Raw genomic sequence first — 15,335 nt, 5'->3', positions numbered from 1 at the left:
GGGGACTCCGAACGAGAACAGGGACACGGAGGCTCGAACCGGTTCGATCAGATCGAGAACGTACGCGTGCTCATCCAGACAAAGCAAGGATTGAGCGTGTCGAACCGGTTCGCAAGCCTCACGCCCTGCGGCGCGCCCCGGTGCTCGAGCGCAGCGTGATCGGCGGCGCCAGCATGCTGTGCCGGGGCGTCGCGGACGGGTCCCCGATCTGCTCCAGCAGCAGGTCGACGGCCAGCCGGGCCATGTCACCGGCGGGCACGTCCGCGGCGGTCAGCGGCGGGTGGAAGTCCTCGGCGAGCCGGTCGGCGATCACGCCGGTGAGGGAGAAGTCCTGCGGCACGTCGAGCCCGGCGCGGTGCAGGGCGCGTTGCACACCGGGCAGCGCCGCCTCGTTGATCGTCACCGCCGCGGTCACCTCCGGCCAGCGGGTCCTGATCTCCTCGAAGCACGCGACACCGGCGGCGGGATCGTCCGGGCAGCACACCGTGTGCGCGGTGATGCCGCACTCCCGCGCGGTCCCGGCGAACGCCGTCGTCGCGCGCAGAGCCGGGCCGTAGCCCGCCGCGACCAGCTCGTCGGACCGGTTGATCAGCACGACGTCGGAGTGGCCCAGGTCGGCGAGGTGGCGGACGCAGCGGCTGATCAGGCCCGCGTAGTCGACGTCGACCCACCACGACGCGGCAGGGTCCTCGACGTGGCCGATCGTCACGAACGGCAGCCCGGCGCTGGTCAGGCGCTCGACCCTCGGGTCCTGCAGGAGGATCTCCATCAGGATCACGCCGTCGACGCGCCGGCCGGTGACGATCCGCTCGAACGACCTGTCGTGGTCGCCGCCGCTGGGGGAGAGCAGCACGTCGTGGTCGTGGACGGCGGCGGCCTCCACGACGCTCGCGACGAACGCGAGCTGCACGTCGGTGAGCCGGGTGCTCGCGGGCGGTATCACCAGCCCGAACGTGCGGGTGCGTCCCTCGGCGAGCGCGCGGGCGCTGGCGTTGGGCCGGTAGCCGAGCTCGTCGATCACGTCGTTGATCCGCTGGGCGGTCGCCGCGGACACCGGCCGTTTCCCGCTCAACGCGTACGACACGGTGCTGCGGGACACCCCGGCCCGCTTGGCGATCTCTCCGATGTTCATGCGCGCTTCCTGTCTCCGGCCCGTTGCTGAGAACCGGTTCGACTGCCCGTCATCGTAGAACTTTCCCTCTTGCAAGACATCATCTCGGGGGTTTACGTTGGCGCCGCTTCTCGGCATCGAACCGGTTCGACCTCTTGTCGTCAGCGCAGCCGCCAGGAAGGACCCCCATGTTCCCCGCACCTGTACCCACACGTCTGCTGGCCGCGGTAGGCCTGGTCGTGTCCGTGGCGGCGTGCTCGTCCGCGCCCACCGCCGGCACCCCGGACACCTTCTCGGTCTGGGACCCGTACCCGCAGTTCACCGCCGAGTCCGAGTGGGTGAGGACGATCGAGAAGTGCGGCGCCGAGGCCGGCGTGAAGATCCAGCGCCAGGCCTACGACACCACCGACCTGACCAGCAAGGTCCTGCTCGCGGCCCAGCAGCGCACCGCGCCGCACGTGCTGGTGGTCGACAACCCGGTGGTGTCCACGCTCGTCGAGGCGGGGGTCCTCAAGCCGAACTCCGAGGCCGGTCTCGACGCCGGGCAGGTCTCACCGAACCTGGTGGCCGCCGGAACCGTCGACGGTCAGACCTACGGCGTGCCGATCGGCGCGAACACCCTGGCGCTCTACTACAACAAGGCGGTGCTGGCCGGCGCGGGCGTCGACCCGGCGTCGGTCAAGGACTGGGAGTCGCTGAACGCGGCGCTGGCCAAGGTGAAGGCCGCCGGCAAGAAGGGCATCACCTTCTCCGCGATCGGCACCGAGGAGGGCAGCTTCCAGTTCCTGCCGTGGTTCTGGGGCGCCGGCGCGTCGCTGACCGACCTGCCGTCGGGCAGGGCCGCGCTGGAGCTGTGGAAGTCCTGGCTGGACAACGGGTACGCGCCGAACTCGGTCGTCGGCAACACCCAGACGACCAGCTGGCAGGAGTTCGCCACCGGCGAGTACGCGTTCGCCGAGAACGGCACCTGGCAGCTGGGCAACGCGAAGAAGGCCGGTTTCGAGTACGGCGTCATCCCGATCCCAGGCCGCACCGGCGGGACCGCGCCCGCGCCGACGGGTGGCGAGTTCGTCACCGTGCCGGTGCAGGACAACAAGGACACCGAGGCCAAGGCCGGGCGCATCGCCTCGTGTCTCACCGCACCGGACAAGGTGCTGGCCGCCGACACCGCGCTGACCTACATCTCGGCCGTGCCTTCGGTGCAGCAGCAACAGGTCTCCGCCCAGCCGGAGCTCGCCGTGTGGGTCGAGGCGGTCAAGAACGCCAAGGGACGCACCGGCGACAACCTCGGCACGCGCTACCCCAGGATCTCGCAGCCGCTGTGGGGTGCCGTGCAGGCCGCGCTCACCGGTGCCAAGGCGCCGGAAGCGGCGTTGCGGGACGCCCAGGCGTCGGTGAAGTAGGTGCGAGTGCGGTCCAGGCTCGCGGGCTGGGCGTTCCTCGTCCCGCTCGTGGCGTACCTGGCGGTGTGCTACGCGTACCCGCTGTTCACCAACGTCGACCTGAGCATCCGCGGGTACACCGTCCGCTCGTTCGTGAGCGGCGGTGCCCCGCTGGTCGGGTTCGCCAACTACGCCACCGTGTTCGGCGACCCGACCTTCCGCACGGCGCTGCTCAACACCGTGCTGTTCACCGTGATCTCGCTGTTCTTCCAGTACACGATCGGCCTCGCCGCGGCGCTGTTCTTCGCCCGCGGCTTCCGGTTGTCCGCGACGCTGCGCGCGTTGTTCCTCGTGCCGTGGCTGCTGCCGCTGATCGTGTCGGCCTCGACGTGGGCGTGGCTGCTCAACAGCGAGTCGGGGCTGGTCAACGCGGCGCTGAAGGTCGTGGGCCTCGGTCCGGTCAACTGGCTGACGTCGCCGGAGTGGTCGCTGGTGTCGGTGACGATCGCGAACATCTGGATCGGCATCCCGTTCAACCTCGTCGTGCTCTACAGCGGTCTGCAGAACATCTCCCGCGACGTGTACGAGGCGTCCGCATTGGACGGTGCGAGCGGCTGGCAGACGTTCTGGCACGTCACGTTCCCGTTGCTGCGCCCGGTCTCCGCGATCACCCTGCTGCTCGGGCTGGTCTACACACTGAAGGTGTTCGACGTCATCTGGATCATGACGAAGGGCGGGCCGAGCGGCTCGTCCACCACGCTCGCCACCTGGTCCTACGAACTCGGGTTCGGCAACGTGCTGCCGCGCTTCGGGCCCAGCGCCGCCGTCGGCAACGTGCTGATCCTGATCGCCGTGGTGGCCGGGCTGCTGTACATCCGCGTGCAGCGCAGGCAGGAGCTCTCATGACGTCCTGGCGCACACCGGTCGGCGTGCTGCTCACCGCCGTGATGCTGTTCCCCGTCTACTGGATGATCAACGTGTCGCTCACACCGATGAGCGACATGCGCAAGCCGCCCAGCCTGATCCCGGTCAACCCGACGACCGAGGGCTACGAACGGGTGCTGCGCGAGCAGGTGCCGTATCTGGGCACCAGCCTGCTCGTCGCAGCCGGCACGGTCGTGCTGACCCTGGTACTGGCGGCGCCGGCCGCGTACTCGCTGGCCAAGCTCCGCCCCGCCGGGCGGCGAGCGCTCGGGTTCGTGCTGCTGGTCGCGCAGATGATTCCGGGAATCATCATGGCGCTCGGCTTCTACGGCATCTACGTCAAGCTCGGCATCACGAACACGGTGTGGGGCCTGATTCTCGCGGACTCGACGATCGCGGTGCCGTTCGCCGTGCTGATCCTCACCTCGTTCATGGCGTCCGTGCCCGACGAGGTGCTGCAGGCGGCCACGATCGACGGCGCGGGGCCGTGGCGGTCGTTCGTGTCGATCGTGCTGCCCGCGAGCCGCAACGGTGTCGTCACCGCGGCCCTGTTCGCGTTCCTGTGGGCATGGTCGGACTTCCTCTTCGCGGCCACGCTCGACTCGGGTGGCCGGCTGCAGCCGCTCACCCTCGGCATCTACCGCTACATCGGCAACAACAACCAGGAGTGGAACTCGATCATGGCCACCGCCGTGGTCGCGTCCGTGCCCGCGACGGTGCTCATCGTGGTCGCCCAGCGGTTCGTCGCCGCCGGCGTCACCTCGGGTGCCGTCAAGGACTGAAAGGAAACCCGTGGCCACCGAGTTCTCCGTGCGGGAGATCCCGTTCAGCCGTGCCGGCGCGTGGTTCGGCCTGTCGCCGGTGGTGGGACTGGCCAGATACGCGCAGGACGTGCACGTGGTCTCGCACCGCAACGGCATGCACGCCGTGCTGTCCCTGACACCCGCGCGGCCCGTCGAGATCATCGCCGAGCCGGCCGTGCTCACGTGGCGCAGCGGCGAGTCGCAGATCCGGGCCGTCTTCGCCTCGCCCGACACGCTCCGGATCTCCGGCAGCGGCCTGGGGATGCGCATCGCTGCCGCCGAACGGACGTTGACCCCGTTCACGGGCACCTACTTCTTCGCTGAACCTTCGGGTGGCGCGGTGTTCACGTCGTACGAGACCGGGCACAGGTTCCGCCTCACGGTCCTTTCCGGACAAGCGGAGCACGTCGGCGCCGAGGAGCTCGCGACCGCTGACCGCGCGGTCGTCCTGGGAGAGGAACCGTGGGAGGTGGTGATCGAGGAGATCACCACCGCGCTGCCACCGTTCCGTTCCAGCACCGGCTTCACCGACGCGGTGAGTGCCGCACGCGAGGCGTTCGGCCGGTTCACCGATGCCGTGGCACCGGCGCGTGCCCCTGCCGCGGAACTCGCCTGCTACGTGATCTGGTCCGCCACCGTGGATCCGGCCGGCTTCGTCACGCGCCCTGCGGTGCTCATGTCCAAGCACTGGATGAACAAGGTGTGGAGCTGGGACCACTGCTTCAACGCGCTGGCCCTCGCGCCCGGCGCGCCGGAGCTGGCGTGGCACCAGTTCCAGGTGGTGTTCGACCACCAGGACCCGCACGGCGCGCTACCCGACTCGATCACGCATTCCGAGGTGCTGCGCAACTTCGTGAAGCCACCGGTGCACGGCTGGACCCTCAGCCGTCTGCGGGAACGGCTGCCCGGCGGGCTGCCCGACCCCGCACTGGCCTACCGCCAGCTGTCCGAGTGGACGGCGTTCTGGCTCGATCACCGGCGGGCGCCCGGCCGACGGCTGCCGTACTACGAGCACGGCAACGACAGCGGCTGGGACAACTCGACGGTGTTCGCCGCCGATCGGCTCGTGGAGTCGGCCGACCTCGCCGCGTTCCTCGTGCTGCAGATGAAGGAACTGGCCGTGCTCGCCACCGAGCTCGGTGACACCGCTCCCTGGGCGGAGCGGGCCGACGAGATGCTGGCCGCGCTGCTGGAGGAGCTGTGGGACGGCGACCGGTTCGTCAGCCGGGGTGTGGTGTCCGGTGAGCTGAGGGCCACGGCGAGCCTGCTCGACCTCATGCCGGTCGTGCTGGGGGAGCATCTGCCGCGGGAGATCTTCGACCGCCTGTGTCAGGGCGTCGCAGAGCACCTGACGTCGGTCGGACCGGCCACGGAGCTGCCCAGCTCGCCCTACTACGAGGCGGACGGCTACTGGCGGGGCCCGGTGTGGGCCCCGGCCACCGTGCTGATCGAGGACGGGCTGCGCCGGGGTGGCGCGGTGGAGCTGGCCGGCGAGGTGAGCGCGCGGTTCCGGGCCACGTGCGAGAAGTCCGGGTTCGCCGAGAACTTCGACGCGCTCACCGGCCAGGGCCTGCGCGACCGCGCCTACACGTGGACGGCCAGCGCCTACCTGTTGCTCAGCGGGGGAGATACCGCCGCAGCGGCTGGGACTTCCGCACCAGCGTCCTGAGGTCGGCCAGCGTGCCGTGCACCGCGCCCACGGCACGCGCCTGCACCAGGACGTTGCCCAGCGCGGTCGCCTCGGCGGGTCCCGCGACCACCGGGAGACCGCACGCGTCGGCGGTGAGCTGGCACAGAAGCTCGTTGTGCGAGCCACCGCCGACGATGTGCACGACCTCGACCTCCATGCCGGACAACCGCTGGGCGTCCGCGATGGCGTCGCGGTGGGCCAGCGCCAGGCTGTCCAGGACGGATCGCACGATCTCGGGCCTGGTCATGGTCTTCCCGCACTGCCGCTGGATCCGTGCTGGCATGTCACCGGGTGGCAGGAACACCGGGTCGTTCGGGTCGAACACCGCCCCTCGCGCGCCGGCGGCCTCCCGCAGCAACGGCTCCAGGCCGGTGTCCCAGGTCCGCAGGCATTCCTGCAGCAGCCACAGGCCCATCACGTTGCGCAGGTAGCGGATCGTGCCGTCGACGCCGCCCTCGTTGGTGAAGTTGGCGGCGCGGCTCTCCTCGGTGAGCACGGGGGAGCCGAGCTCGACACCGACCAGCGACCACGTGCCGCACGAGATGTAGGCGAACCGTTCGGTCTCGGCGGGTACGGCGACCACCGCGGACGCGGTGTCGTGCGACCCGACCGCGGTGACCGGCACGCCCTCGTGCGTGCCCGCGGGATCGCCGGGATGACGCAGGTCCGGCAGCAGGCCAGCGGGCAGGTCGCGCGTCAGCTCGGCCGACCACCGTCCACTTCGGACGTCGATCAGGCCGGTCGTGGTGGCGTTGGTGTACTCGGCGCCGCGCTCGCCGGTCAGCCAGTAGGAGAACAGGTCCGGGATGAGCAGGAGCTGTTTCGCGTGCGCCAGCAGCGGTTCGGCCATCAGCTGGAACATCGTGTTGAACGGCTGGAACTGCAGGCCGTTGATCTCGTACAGGCCGTCCGGTGGTGTGATGCCCCCGGTGCGGGAGTCGCGGTAGTGCACCGGATTGCCCAGCAACGCGCCGCGAGCGTCGAGCAGGCCGTAGTCGACCGCCCAGCTGTCGATGCCGATGCTGTCGATGCCGACGGAGTCCAGCTCGGCGGCGAGGCGCAGGCCGGTGAGCACCTCCCGGTACAGCGCCAGGACGTCCCAGTGCAGGGTGCCGAGCAGGTGCACCGGACCGTTCGGGAACCGGTGCACCTCCTCGGTGTGCAGCTTGCCGTCGCCGACGCGGCCCAGCAGCACGCGGCCGCTGGAGGCGCCCAGGTCGACGGCGGCGACCGTGGCGGTCATCGCAGGAACGCCGCGGCCACACCGGCGTCGACCGGCACGTGCAGCCCTGTGGTGAGCGACAGCTCGCCCGCGGTCAGCGCGAACACCGCCGCGGCCACGTGCTCTGGCAGCACCTCGCGCTTGAGCAGTGTGCGCTGGGCGTAGAACTCGCCGAGCTTCTCCTCGGGCACGCCGTAGACGGCCGCGCGCTGGGCACCCCAGCCGCCCGCGAAGATGCCGGAGCCGCGGACCACGCCGTCCGGGTTGACGCCGTTGACGCGGATGCCGTCCTCACCGAGCTCCGCCGCCAGCAACCGGACCTGGTGCGCCTGGTCTGCCTTCGCCGCGCCGTAGGCCACGTTGTTCGGGCCGGCGAAGACCGAGTTCTTGCTGGAGATGTAGACGATGTCGCCGCCCATCGCCTGGGCGCGCATGACCTTCGCCGCCTGCTGGGAGACCAGGAACGAGCCCTTGGCCATCACGTCGTGCTGCAGGTCCCAGTCCGCCTCTGTGGTCGCCTCGAGCGACTTGGAGATCGACAGCCCGGCGTTGTTGACCACCAGGTCGACGCCGCCGAAGGCGAGCGACGCCTCCCGGAACGCCGCGGCGATGCCCGCGCTGTCGGTGACGTCGACGGTCACGGGCACCGCGACGTCCGTGTTTCCGATGCCTTCCGCGACCTCACGTGCGGCGTCACCGTTGCGGTCGGCGACCACCACGCACGCACCCTCGGCGGCCAGCCGTTGCGCGATGGCCCTGCCGATGCCCGATCCGCCACCGGTGACGAGCGCGACGCGGGTGGCGAGCGGCTTGGGCTTCGGCATCCGCTGCAGCTTGGCCTCTTCGAGCGCCCAGTACTCGATGCGGAACTTCTCGCTCTCCTGGATCGGCGCGTACCGGGAGACCGACTCGGCACCGCGCATCACGTTGATGGCGTTGACGTAGAACTCGCCCGCGACGCGCGCGGTCTGCTTGTTCCTGCCGAAGCTGAACATGCCGATGCCCGGCACGAGGACGACGGCCGGGTCCGCGCCGCGCATCGGCGGGCTGTCCGGCTCGGCGTGCCGCTCGTAGTAGGACTTGTAGTCCTCGCGGTAGGCCTCGTGCAGCTGTTCCAGCCGTGCCACGACATCTTCGAGCGGTGCCGTCGGTGGCAGGTCGACCACCAGCGGCCTGACCTTGGTGCGCAGGAAGTGGTCCGGGCACGACGTGCCGAGCGCGGCCAGCTCGGGATGCCGTTCGCGGGCCAGGAAGTCGAGCACCACGTCGCTGTCGGTGAAGTGGCCTACCTGCGGGGAGTCCGTGGACGCGAGACCCCGGATCACGGGCGCGAGCTCGGCGGCCCGCAACCGGCGTTCCTCCTCGGGCAGCGGTTCGTGGACGACCGGGCCGAAGGGTTCGGCGCGCCCGTGCTCGTCGAGGTAGCGCTGGGCGGTGTTGATGATCTCCAGGGAGTTCGCCTCGCACTCCTCGCTCGTCGCGCCCCACGCCGTGATGCCGTGCCCGCCCAGGATCACGCCGATGGCCTGCGGGTTGTCCCGCTTGACCGCGGCGATGTCCAGCCCCAGCTGGAAACCGGGCCGGCGCCACGGCACCCACACCACGCGGTCGCCGAAGCAGGCCTTCACCAGCGCCTCGCCGTCGGCGGCCGTCGCGAGGGCGATGCCCGCGTCCGGGTGCAGGTGGTCGACGTGAGCCGCGTCGACCAGGCCGTGCATGGCCGTGTCGATCGACGGCGCCGCGCCGCCCTTGCCGTGCAGGCAGAAGTCGAACGCGGCGACCATCTCGTCCTCGCGCTCGACCCCCGGATACACCTCGGTGAGCGCCCGGAGCCGGTCCAGGCGCAGCACCGCGAGCCCGGACGCGGTCAGCGTGCCGAGATCACCGCCGGATCCCTTGACCCACACCAGCTTCACCGGCTGCCCGGTGACCGGGTCGAGCTCCTCGCCCTTGGCCGACGTGTTGCCGCCCGCGTAGTTGGTGTTGCGCGGATCGGCTCCCAGCCGGTTGCTCCGCCCCAACAGCGCTTCGACCTGGTCCATCACGCACCCCATCCGGCGGCCTCGCCGCCGACTCGTTCACGGACGATCTGCTCGGCGTACCCGGACCGCCGGTACGCGGCCATCGGGTCGGGGTCGAGGCCCATCTCCTCACGCAGTTCGCGCAGGAGCGGGCGGACATCGGTGTTGTAGGCGTCCATCAACGTGCCGTTCGCGCCGAGCACGTCACCGGCCTGCTGTGCCTGCGCGAGAGCCTCGTGGTCGACCAGCAGAGCCTTCGCCGTGGCCTCCTGGACGTTGAGCACCGAGCGGATGATCGCCGGGATCTTCGGTTCCAGGTTGTGGCACTGGTCGAGCATGAACGCGATGCCGGCGGCCGGCTTCAGCGCGTCGGCCAGCACGATCTCGTGCATGATCCGGAACAGCTGGAACGGGTCCGCCGCGCCCACCATCAGGTCGTCGTCGGCGTAGAAACGGGAGTTGAAGTCGAACGCGCCGAGCTTGTTCGCGCGCAACAGGAACGACACGATGAACTCGATGTTCGTGCCCGGTGCGTGGTGCCCTGTGTCGATCACGACCTGGGCCTTCTCGCCGAGCTGCTGGCAGTGCGCGTACGCCGTGCCCCAGTCCGGCACGTCGGTCGTGTAGAAGGCGGGTTCGAAGAACTTGTACTCCAGCAGCATCCGCTGGTGATCGCCGAGCCGCGCGTAGGTTTGTCGCAGCGCTTCGGCGAGCCGGTCCTGGCGGGCGCGGATGTTGTCCTGGCCGGGGTAGTTGAGACCGTCCGCGAACCAGAGCTTCAGATCCTGCGAGCCCGTCTGGTCCATGATGTCGACGCACTCGAGCAGGTGCTCGATCGCCTTGCGCCGCACGGCGGCGTCCGGATGGCAGACGCTGCCGAGCTTGTAGTCGTCGTCCTGGAAGACGTTCGAGTTGATGGCACCGAGCGCGACCCCGCGGTCCCGCGCGTACTCGGCCAGCTTGCCGTAGTCGTCGACCCTGTCCCACGGGATGTGCAACGCGACGGTCGGCGCGACACCGGTGAGCCGGTGCACCACCGCCGCGTCGTCGATCTTCTCGTACGGCGTGCGCGGAACTCCCTGCTGCGCGAACACCTTGAACCTCGTCCCCGAGTTCCCGTAGGCCCAGGAGGGGGTTTCGATCCGTTGCTCGCGCAGAGCGGCCTTCACACTCATCACTGTTCTCCCCAAAAGCTCAATCGAGGTGGAAGACCTCGTCCAGCGGCCGCATCCGTTCGTCGGCGTTGCCGTCACCGACGAAGAACCCGGCCATCTCGGCCTGCCACCGCGCGTTGACCTCGGTGCGCGCCATCTCGGCGAGCACCGCGTCGAAGTCGTCGCACTCCAGGTAGCCGATCAGCAGGCCGTCCTCTGCGAGGAAGAGGGAGTAGTTGTGCCATCCCGCCTCGCTGAGGGCGGCCCGCATCTCGGGCCACACCTCGCGGTGCCGTGCCTTGTACTCGTCGATCCGGTCGGGCCGGACCCGCAGGGTGAAGCAGATCCGCATGTCAGAAGTCGAACTTCTCGATGTTGTCCTTGTTGAACACGGTCGGCGGGCCGAGCACGATCTCACCCTTGGCGCCGATCGTGTACTCGCCGAGGTCACCCGCCTTGAACTTCTCGCCCTGGGCACCGGTGATCTGCCCGGACGCGAGCGCGGCCGCGGCGTAGGCGGCGAGGTGGCCGAGCTTGCTCGGGTCCCACAGCATGAAGTCCTTGACCGTGCCGTCCTGCACGAACTTGCGCATCTGGTTCGGCGTGCCGAGACCGGTCAGCTGGACCTTGCCCTTGTACTCCGACGAGCTGAGGTAGCGAGCCGCGGCGGCCACGCCGACGGTGGTGGGCGAGACGATGCCCTTGAGGTTCGGGTGCGCCTGCAGCAGGCCCTGGGTCTTCTGGAACGACGTCTGGTCCTCGTCGTTGCCGTAGGCGGTCTCCACCAGCTTGAGGCCGGAGTACTCGGGCTTGGCGAGCTCGGCCTTCATGACCTCGATCCACGCGTTCTGGTTGGTGGCGTTCGGGGTCGCCGACAGGATCGCGATCTCGCCGCTGCCGCCGATCGCCTGGGAGATCAGCTTCACCTGGCCGGCCGCGATCTCCTGCGAGGTGGCCTGGTTGATGAAGACGTCACGGGCGTCGGGCGCCGCGTCGGAGTCGAACGTGACGACCTTGAGGCCCTGACCGCGCGCCGACTTGAGCGCGGGCGCGACGGCGTTGGCGTCGTTCGCGGAGATCACCAGCGCGTCCTGCTTCTGCTGCGCGGCGGTGTTGATGTAGGTGACCTGCGAGCTCGCGGCGGCGTCGGACGGGCCCGTCGCCTTGACCTCTGCCTTGATCGCGGTGCCCGCGCTCTCCGCGCCCTTCTGCGCCACGGTGAAGTACGGGTTGTTGACCTGCTTGGGCAGGAAGGTGATCTTGAGCCCTTCCTTGAGCGCCGCGTTCGGGTCGGCCTTCGCGGCGTTGGTGGCGCCGCCGGTCTGCTGGCCCGCGCTGTCCTTCGTGGTACCACCGCAGGCGGTGAGCGCGACGGCCCCGGACACCACCAGGGCGAGCACTAGACGTGTGTTCATGGCGTTGCCTTCCTCAGACTTCCGACGCGACGGGTGACGGATGGAGCGAGAACGCTCACCAGCAGCAGAAGGCCGGTGACGATGGTGAGCACCTCCGTGGAGGTGTCCTGCAGGATGAGCAGGTTGCGCAGACCGCCCAGCAGCAGCACGCCCGCGAGCACGCCGAAGAGCGATCCCTTGCCGCCGAAGATGGACACGCCACCGAGCAGGACGGCGGCGACGACGGCGAGCTCGAGCCCGACGCCGTTGTCCGCGCGGGCGCTGGAGAAGCGGAACGTGTAGACGATGCCCGCGATCGCGGCCACCGCGCCGGCGAGCACGAAGAGGGTCAGCTTGATCCGCTTCACCCGGATGCCGGAGAAGCGCGCGCCCTCCTCGTTGGCGCCGATCGCGTACACGGACCGGCCGAACGAGCTGGCGTGCAACGCGATCCCGAACAGGACGGCGAGGACGGCCGCGAGCACGATCGGGTACGGGATGTTCGTGCCGGGCACCGGCGTCGTGCCGAACGCCGTGTAGCTCGCCGGGAAGTCCGCGACCGCCGTGTCACCGAGCACCACCAGCGCGAGGCCCCGGTAGAGGGCGAGCGTGCCGATGGTGACGGCGAGGCTGGGCAGGCCGAGCCTCGTGATGAGCAACCCGTTGAACGCCCCGCAGAGCGCGCCGGCCACGACGACCGTCGGCAGGATCGTCTCGAGCGGCCAGCCCGCGTTCCACAGCCAGCCGATCAACGCGCTGGACAGGCCGAGCACGGAGGCGACGGACAGGTCGATCTCGCCCGCGACGATCACCAGCGTCAGCGGCAGCGCGATGAGCGCGATCTCGCCGATGTCGAGGCCGAGGTAGAAGAGGTTGCCGCCGGACAGGAACGACCCGTCCGTGCTGACCTGGCCGGTCAGCGCCACGACGATCAGCAGGAACACCAGCGCGGTCTCCCACCGCAGGAGGTTACGCATGGCTGGTCCCTTCCGAGGTGCGCAAGGCCTTCGCGAGTCGCAGTGCGAGCAGCCGGTCGACGGTGATGGCGCTCAGCAGGAGCGCGCCCGCGATCGCCTGCTGCCAGAAGGCGGGGATCTGCAGCACCACCAGGCAGCTGGTGATCGTGCCCAGCAGGAGCGCGCCGAGCGCGGCACCGGCCACGGTCCCGGATCCGCCGAAGATCGCGACACCGCCGACGACCACCGCCGCGACGACCTGGAGCTCCAGTCCGGTGCCCGCGGCCGCGTCGACCGTGCCGTACCTGGCGACCCAGAGCGCGCCGGCGAGTCCCGCGATCAGTCCGGAGAGGACGAACGTGGTGAGCGTGCGCCTGGCGACCGGAATGCCCGCCAGGGTGGCGGCCTCCGGGTTGGAGCCGATCGCGTAGAGCTCGCGGCCGGACCGGTAGGAGCGGAGGTAGACCGCGGCGACCGCGATGACCACGACGGTGATCAGCACGAGGACCGGGATGCCGAGGACGCGGCTGCTGCCGAGGTCCAGGAGCGCGTCGGGCAGGTTGGCGGCGTTGACCTGCCTGCCCTGGGCCAGCGCGTAGTCGATGCCGCGGAACACGTAGAGCGTGCCGAGGGTGACGACGAGGCTGGGGACGTTGCCGAGTGCCACCAGCAGACCGTTGAGCAGGCCGCACGCCAGGCCGATCGCGACACCGAGCCCGATGCCCGCGAGGAGCGGGGTGCCGGGGTGGTCGGCGAACTGCTGCGCGGTCAGGAAGGCGGACAGGCCGAGGACCGAACCCACGGACAGGTCGACGTTCCTGGTCACCACCACCAGGGTTTGGCCCACCGCGAGGAGTGCGACGATCGAGGCGTTGAGGAGGAGGTCGCGCAGGCTCTGTGCCTGGATGAACCTCGGGTTCACGATCGCGGTGGGGATGACCACCAGGGCGAGGGCGACGACGATGCCGAGCTCGCGGACGCGCCCCACTCGGGTGGAGAGGCGGCGGGCTGCGGTGCGGCGTGCGGAGGGTGGGGCGGTCGCGGTGTCGAGTTGAGCAGTCATCGCGTCACCGCCTGTCCGGCGGCCGCCATCGCGACCCGCTCTTCCGTCGCCTCGGCCCGTGAAAGCTCCTCCGCCAACCGGCCTTCGTGCATCACCAGCACGCGGTCGGCCATCCCGAGCACCTCCGGCAGCTCCGACGAGATCATGAGCACCGCGACGCCCTGCCCGGCGAGCTCCGACAGCAACCGGTGCACCTCCGCCTTCGTCCCGACGTCGATCCCGCGGGTCGGCTCGTCGACGATCAGCACGGAAGGCTTGCGCGCCAGCCACTTCGCCAGCACCACCTTCTGCTGGTTGCCGCCGGACAGCACTCCGACCGGGTCGCTCAGCCGTGCGAACTTCAGCCGCAGCTTCACCGCCCAGTCCTGGGCCAGCGCGCGTTCGGAACGCCTCCGCAGCAATCCGAAGGTCGAGAGCCGGCCCAGCGACGCGAGCGCGGTGTTGCGTTCGATCGACGCGTCCATCACGAGGCCCTGCTGGCGGCGGTCCTCCGGCACGAACCCGATGCCCGCGGCCATCGCGGCGGTGGGGGAGCCGTACTTCAGCTTCCGGCCGCGCACGACGACGGCACCGCCGTCGGGCCGGTCGATGCCGAACACCGCCCGCGCGACCTCGCTGCGCCCGGCGCCGACCAGGCCGGACAGCGCGACGATCTCGCCCGCCCTGACGTCGAACGACACGTCGGTGAACACGCCTTCGCGGGTGAGCCGTTGCACCGACAGCAGCACGTCGCCCGCGGTCGTGTCCTCCTTGGGGAACAGTTGCGACAGGTCGCGGCCGACCATGCGGCGCACCAGGGAGTCCGGGGTCTCACCCTCCAGTGAGCCGGACCAGACGAACCCGCCGTCGCGCAGCACTGTGGCCCGCTGGCACAACGCGAACACCTCGTCGAGCCGGTGCGACACGAACAGCACCGCGGCGTCCTGGTCGCGAAGTGCCCGCACCACACCGAAGAGGCGCTGCACCTCGTGGGCGGACAGAGCCGCTGTCGGCTCGTCCATCACGATCACGCGGGCGTCGAACGACAACGCCTTGGCGATCTCCACCAGCTGCTGGTCCGCAATGGACAGTCCACGCGCCGGACGGGCCGGGTCGAGCCGGACGCCCAGACGGGAGAACAACTCCGAGGTGCGGGCGTGCATCTCGGCGACGTCGATGCGGCGGCCGAAGCCGAGCGGCTGGCGGCCCATGAAGACGTTCTCGGCCACCGACAGGTCACCGAAGAGCGTCGGCTCCTGGTAGATGATCGCGATGCCCGCGGCCAGCGCGTCGGCGGGGCCGGAGAACCTCTGCGCGGACCCGTCGACGAGCACCTGGCCCGCGTCCGGCCGGTGCACCCCGGCGAGCGTCTTGATCAGCGTCGACTTGCCGGCGCCGTTCTCCCCGAGCAGCGCGTGGGCCTCGCCGGGCAGCAGCCGCAGCGACACCCCGGACAACGCGCGCACGGCACCGAAGGACTTGCTCACCTCGTCCAGCGCCACCACGGGAGGTCGGTCCACGTTTCCGTCTCCTCCATGTTGAAACGTTTTAACGGCTGAGTTACGTGCACTCTGGGTGCGCCGAGGCCCTGTGTCAAGGGACACGGGGTACGATTCGTTGTCACGTTTCAACAAAG

General features: G+C 70.0%; 13 protein-coding genes. 4 read left to right on the top strand and 9 right to left on the bottom strand.

Annotation, left to right across the window (positions count from 1 at the left end):
- Nucleotides 1–118: 118 nt before the first annotated feature.
- Complete coding sequence (locus C8D87_RS03825; RefSeq protein WP_267899829.1) at nt 119–1,249, bottom strand: LacI family DNA-binding transcriptional regulator; 1,131 nt, start codon at nt 1,247–1,249, stop codon at nt 119–121.
- A gap of 50 nt (nt 1,250–1,299) precedes the next feature.
- Here C8D87_RS03825 and C8D87_RS47400 point away from each other — a divergent pair, with 50 nt between their 5' ends.
- From C8D87_RS47400 to C8D87_RS03810, 4 genes are read left to right on the top strand one after another with little or no spacing between them, the layout of a single operon-like run.
- Nucleotides 1,300–2,514 (top strand): sugar ABC transporter substrate-binding protein, encoded by a 1,215-nt coding sequence (locus tag C8D87_RS47400; protein ID WP_170166297.1) that lies wholly within the window; start codon nt 1,300–1,302, stop codon nt 2,512–2,514.
- Nucleotides 2,515–3,399: a carbohydrate ABC transporter permease gene (locus C8D87_RS47395; RefSeq protein WP_170166296.1), complete on the top strand. Its 885-nt coding sequence runs from the start codon at nt 2,515–2,517 to the stop codon at nt 3,397–3,399. It begins immediately after the preceding gene.
- Nucleotides 3,396–4,199, top strand: a complete 804-nt coding sequence (locus C8D87_RS03815; RefSeq protein ID WP_112225541.1) for a carbohydrate ABC transporter permease — start codon at nt 3,396–3,398, stop codon at nt 4,197–4,199. Before C8D87_RS47395 ends, C8D87_RS03815 begins: the two co-directional genes overlap by 4 nt.
- A gap of 10 nt (nt 4,200–4,209) precedes the next feature.
- Nucleotides 4,210–5,889, top strand: coding sequence for an amylo-alpha-1,6-glucosidase (locus tag C8D87_RS03810; protein WP_112225540.1), 1,680 nt, complete (start codon nt 4,210–4,212; stop codon nt 5,887–5,889).
- Here the strand turns inward: C8D87_RS03810 and C8D87_RS03805 are convergent.
- The 8 genes from C8D87_RS03805 to C8D87_RS03770 are packed head-to-tail and all read right to left on the bottom strand — an operon-like array spanning nt 5,837 to nt 15,219.
- Nucleotides 5,837–7,153 carry a rhamnulokinase gene (locus tag C8D87_RS03805; RefSeq protein ID WP_112225539.1) on the bottom strand — a complete coding sequence of 439 codons (1,317 nt, stop codon included), beginning with the start codon at nt 7,151–7,153 and terminating at the stop codon, nt 5,837–5,839. The genes C8D87_RS03810 and C8D87_RS03805 overlap by 53 nt on opposite strands.
- The gene (locus tag C8D87_RS03800; RefSeq protein ID WP_112225538.1) at nt 7,150–9,174 is read right to left on the bottom strand and encodes a bifunctional aldolase/short-chain dehydrogenase; all 2,025 of its coding nucleotides are present in this window, start codon (nt 9,172–9,174) and stop codon (nt 7,150–7,152) included. Before C8D87_RS03800 ends, C8D87_RS03805 begins: the two co-directional genes overlap by 4 nt.
- Nucleotides 9,174–10,328 (bottom strand): L-rhamnose isomerase, encoded by a 1,155-nt coding sequence (gene rhaI / locus C8D87_RS03795; RefSeq protein WP_112225537.1) that lies wholly within the window; start codon nt 10,326–10,328, stop codon nt 9,174–9,176. The genes C8D87_RS03800 and rhaI overlap by 1 nt, the downstream gene beginning before the upstream one ends.
- Before the next feature lie 19 nt (nt 10,329–10,347).
- Nucleotides 10,348–10,659: an L-rhamnose mutarotase gene (locus C8D87_RS03790; RefSeq protein ID WP_112225536.1), complete on the bottom strand. Its 312-nt coding sequence runs from the start codon at nt 10,657–10,659 to the stop codon at nt 10,348–10,350.
- A gap of 1 nt (nt 10,660) precedes the next feature.
- The gene (rhaS, locus tag C8D87_RS03785) at nt 10,661–11,722 is read right to left on the bottom strand and encodes a rhamnose ABC transporter substrate-binding protein (protein ID WP_112225535.1); all 1,062 of its coding nucleotides are present in this window, start codon (nt 11,720–11,722) and stop codon (nt 10,661–10,663) included.
- Entirely contained in the window at nt 11,719–12,678 is a 960-nt protein-coding gene (locus C8D87_RS03780) for an ABC transporter permease (protein WP_109639583.1), read from the bottom strand. Before C8D87_RS03780 ends, rhaS begins: the two co-directional genes overlap by 4 nt.
- Nucleotides 12,671–13,720, bottom strand: coding sequence for an ABC transporter permease (locus C8D87_RS03775; protein WP_112225534.1), 1,050 nt, complete (start codon nt 13,718–13,720; stop codon nt 12,671–12,673). The genes C8D87_RS03780 and C8D87_RS03775 overlap by 8 nt, the downstream gene beginning before the upstream one ends.
- Nucleotides 13,717–15,219 (bottom strand): sugar ABC transporter ATP-binding protein, encoded by a 1,503-nt coding sequence (locus C8D87_RS03770; protein ID WP_112225533.1) that lies wholly within the window; start codon nt 15,217–15,219, stop codon nt 13,717–13,719. Before C8D87_RS03770 ends, C8D87_RS03775 begins: the two co-directional genes overlap by 4 nt.
- Nucleotides 15,220–15,335: the final 116 nt, after the last annotated feature.

Source organism: Lentzea atacamensis (assembly GCF_003269295.1).
GTDB lineage: Bacteria > Actinomycetota > Actinomycetes > Mycobacteriales > Pseudonocardiaceae > Lentzea > Lentzea atacamensis.
This window is presented reverse-complemented; position numbering and strand designations above follow the sequence as displayed.

Bases quoted from the DNA above. Each gene is read 5' to 3' on its own strand.
- C8D87_RS03780 (WP_109639583.1), bottom strand. From the start codon at position 12,678: ATGCGTAACCTCCTGCGGTGGGAGACCGCGCTGGTGTTCCTGCTGATC.
- C8D87_RS03790 (WP_112225536.1), bottom strand. From the start codon at position 10,659: ATGCGGATCTGCTTCACCCTGCGGGTCCGGCCCGACCGGATCGACGAG.
- C8D87_RS47400 (WP_170166297.1), top strand. From the start codon at position 1,300: ATGTTCCCCGCACCTGTACCCACACGTCTGCTGGCCGCGGTAGGCCTG.
- C8D87_RS03825 (WP_267899829.1), bottom strand. From the start codon at position 1,249: ATGCCGAGAAGCGGCGCCAACGTAAACCCCCGAGATGATGTCTTGCAA.
- C8D87_RS03800 (WP_112225538.1), bottom strand. From the start codon at position 9,174: ATGGACCAGGTCGAAGCGCTGTTGGGGCGGAGCAACCGGCTGGGAGCC.
- rhaI (WP_112225537.1), bottom strand. From the start codon at position 10,328: ATGAGTGTGAAGGCCGCTCTGCGCGAGCAACGGATCGAAACCCCCTCC.
- C8D87_RS03775 (WP_112225534.1), bottom strand. From the start codon at position 13,720: ATGACTGCTCAACTCGACACCGCGACCGCCCCACCCTCCGCACGCCGC.
- rhaS (WP_112225535.1), bottom strand. From the start codon at position 11,722: ATGAACACACGTCTAGTGCTCGCCCTGGTGGTGTCCGGGGCCGTCGCG.
- C8D87_RS03805 (WP_112225539.1), bottom strand. From the start codon at position 7,153: ATGACCGCCACGGTCGCCGCCGTCGACCTGGGCGCCTCCAGCGGCCGC.
- C8D87_RS03815 (WP_112225541.1), top strand. From the start codon at position 3,396: ATGACGTCCTGGCGCACACCGGTCGGCGTGCTGCTCACCGCCGTGATG.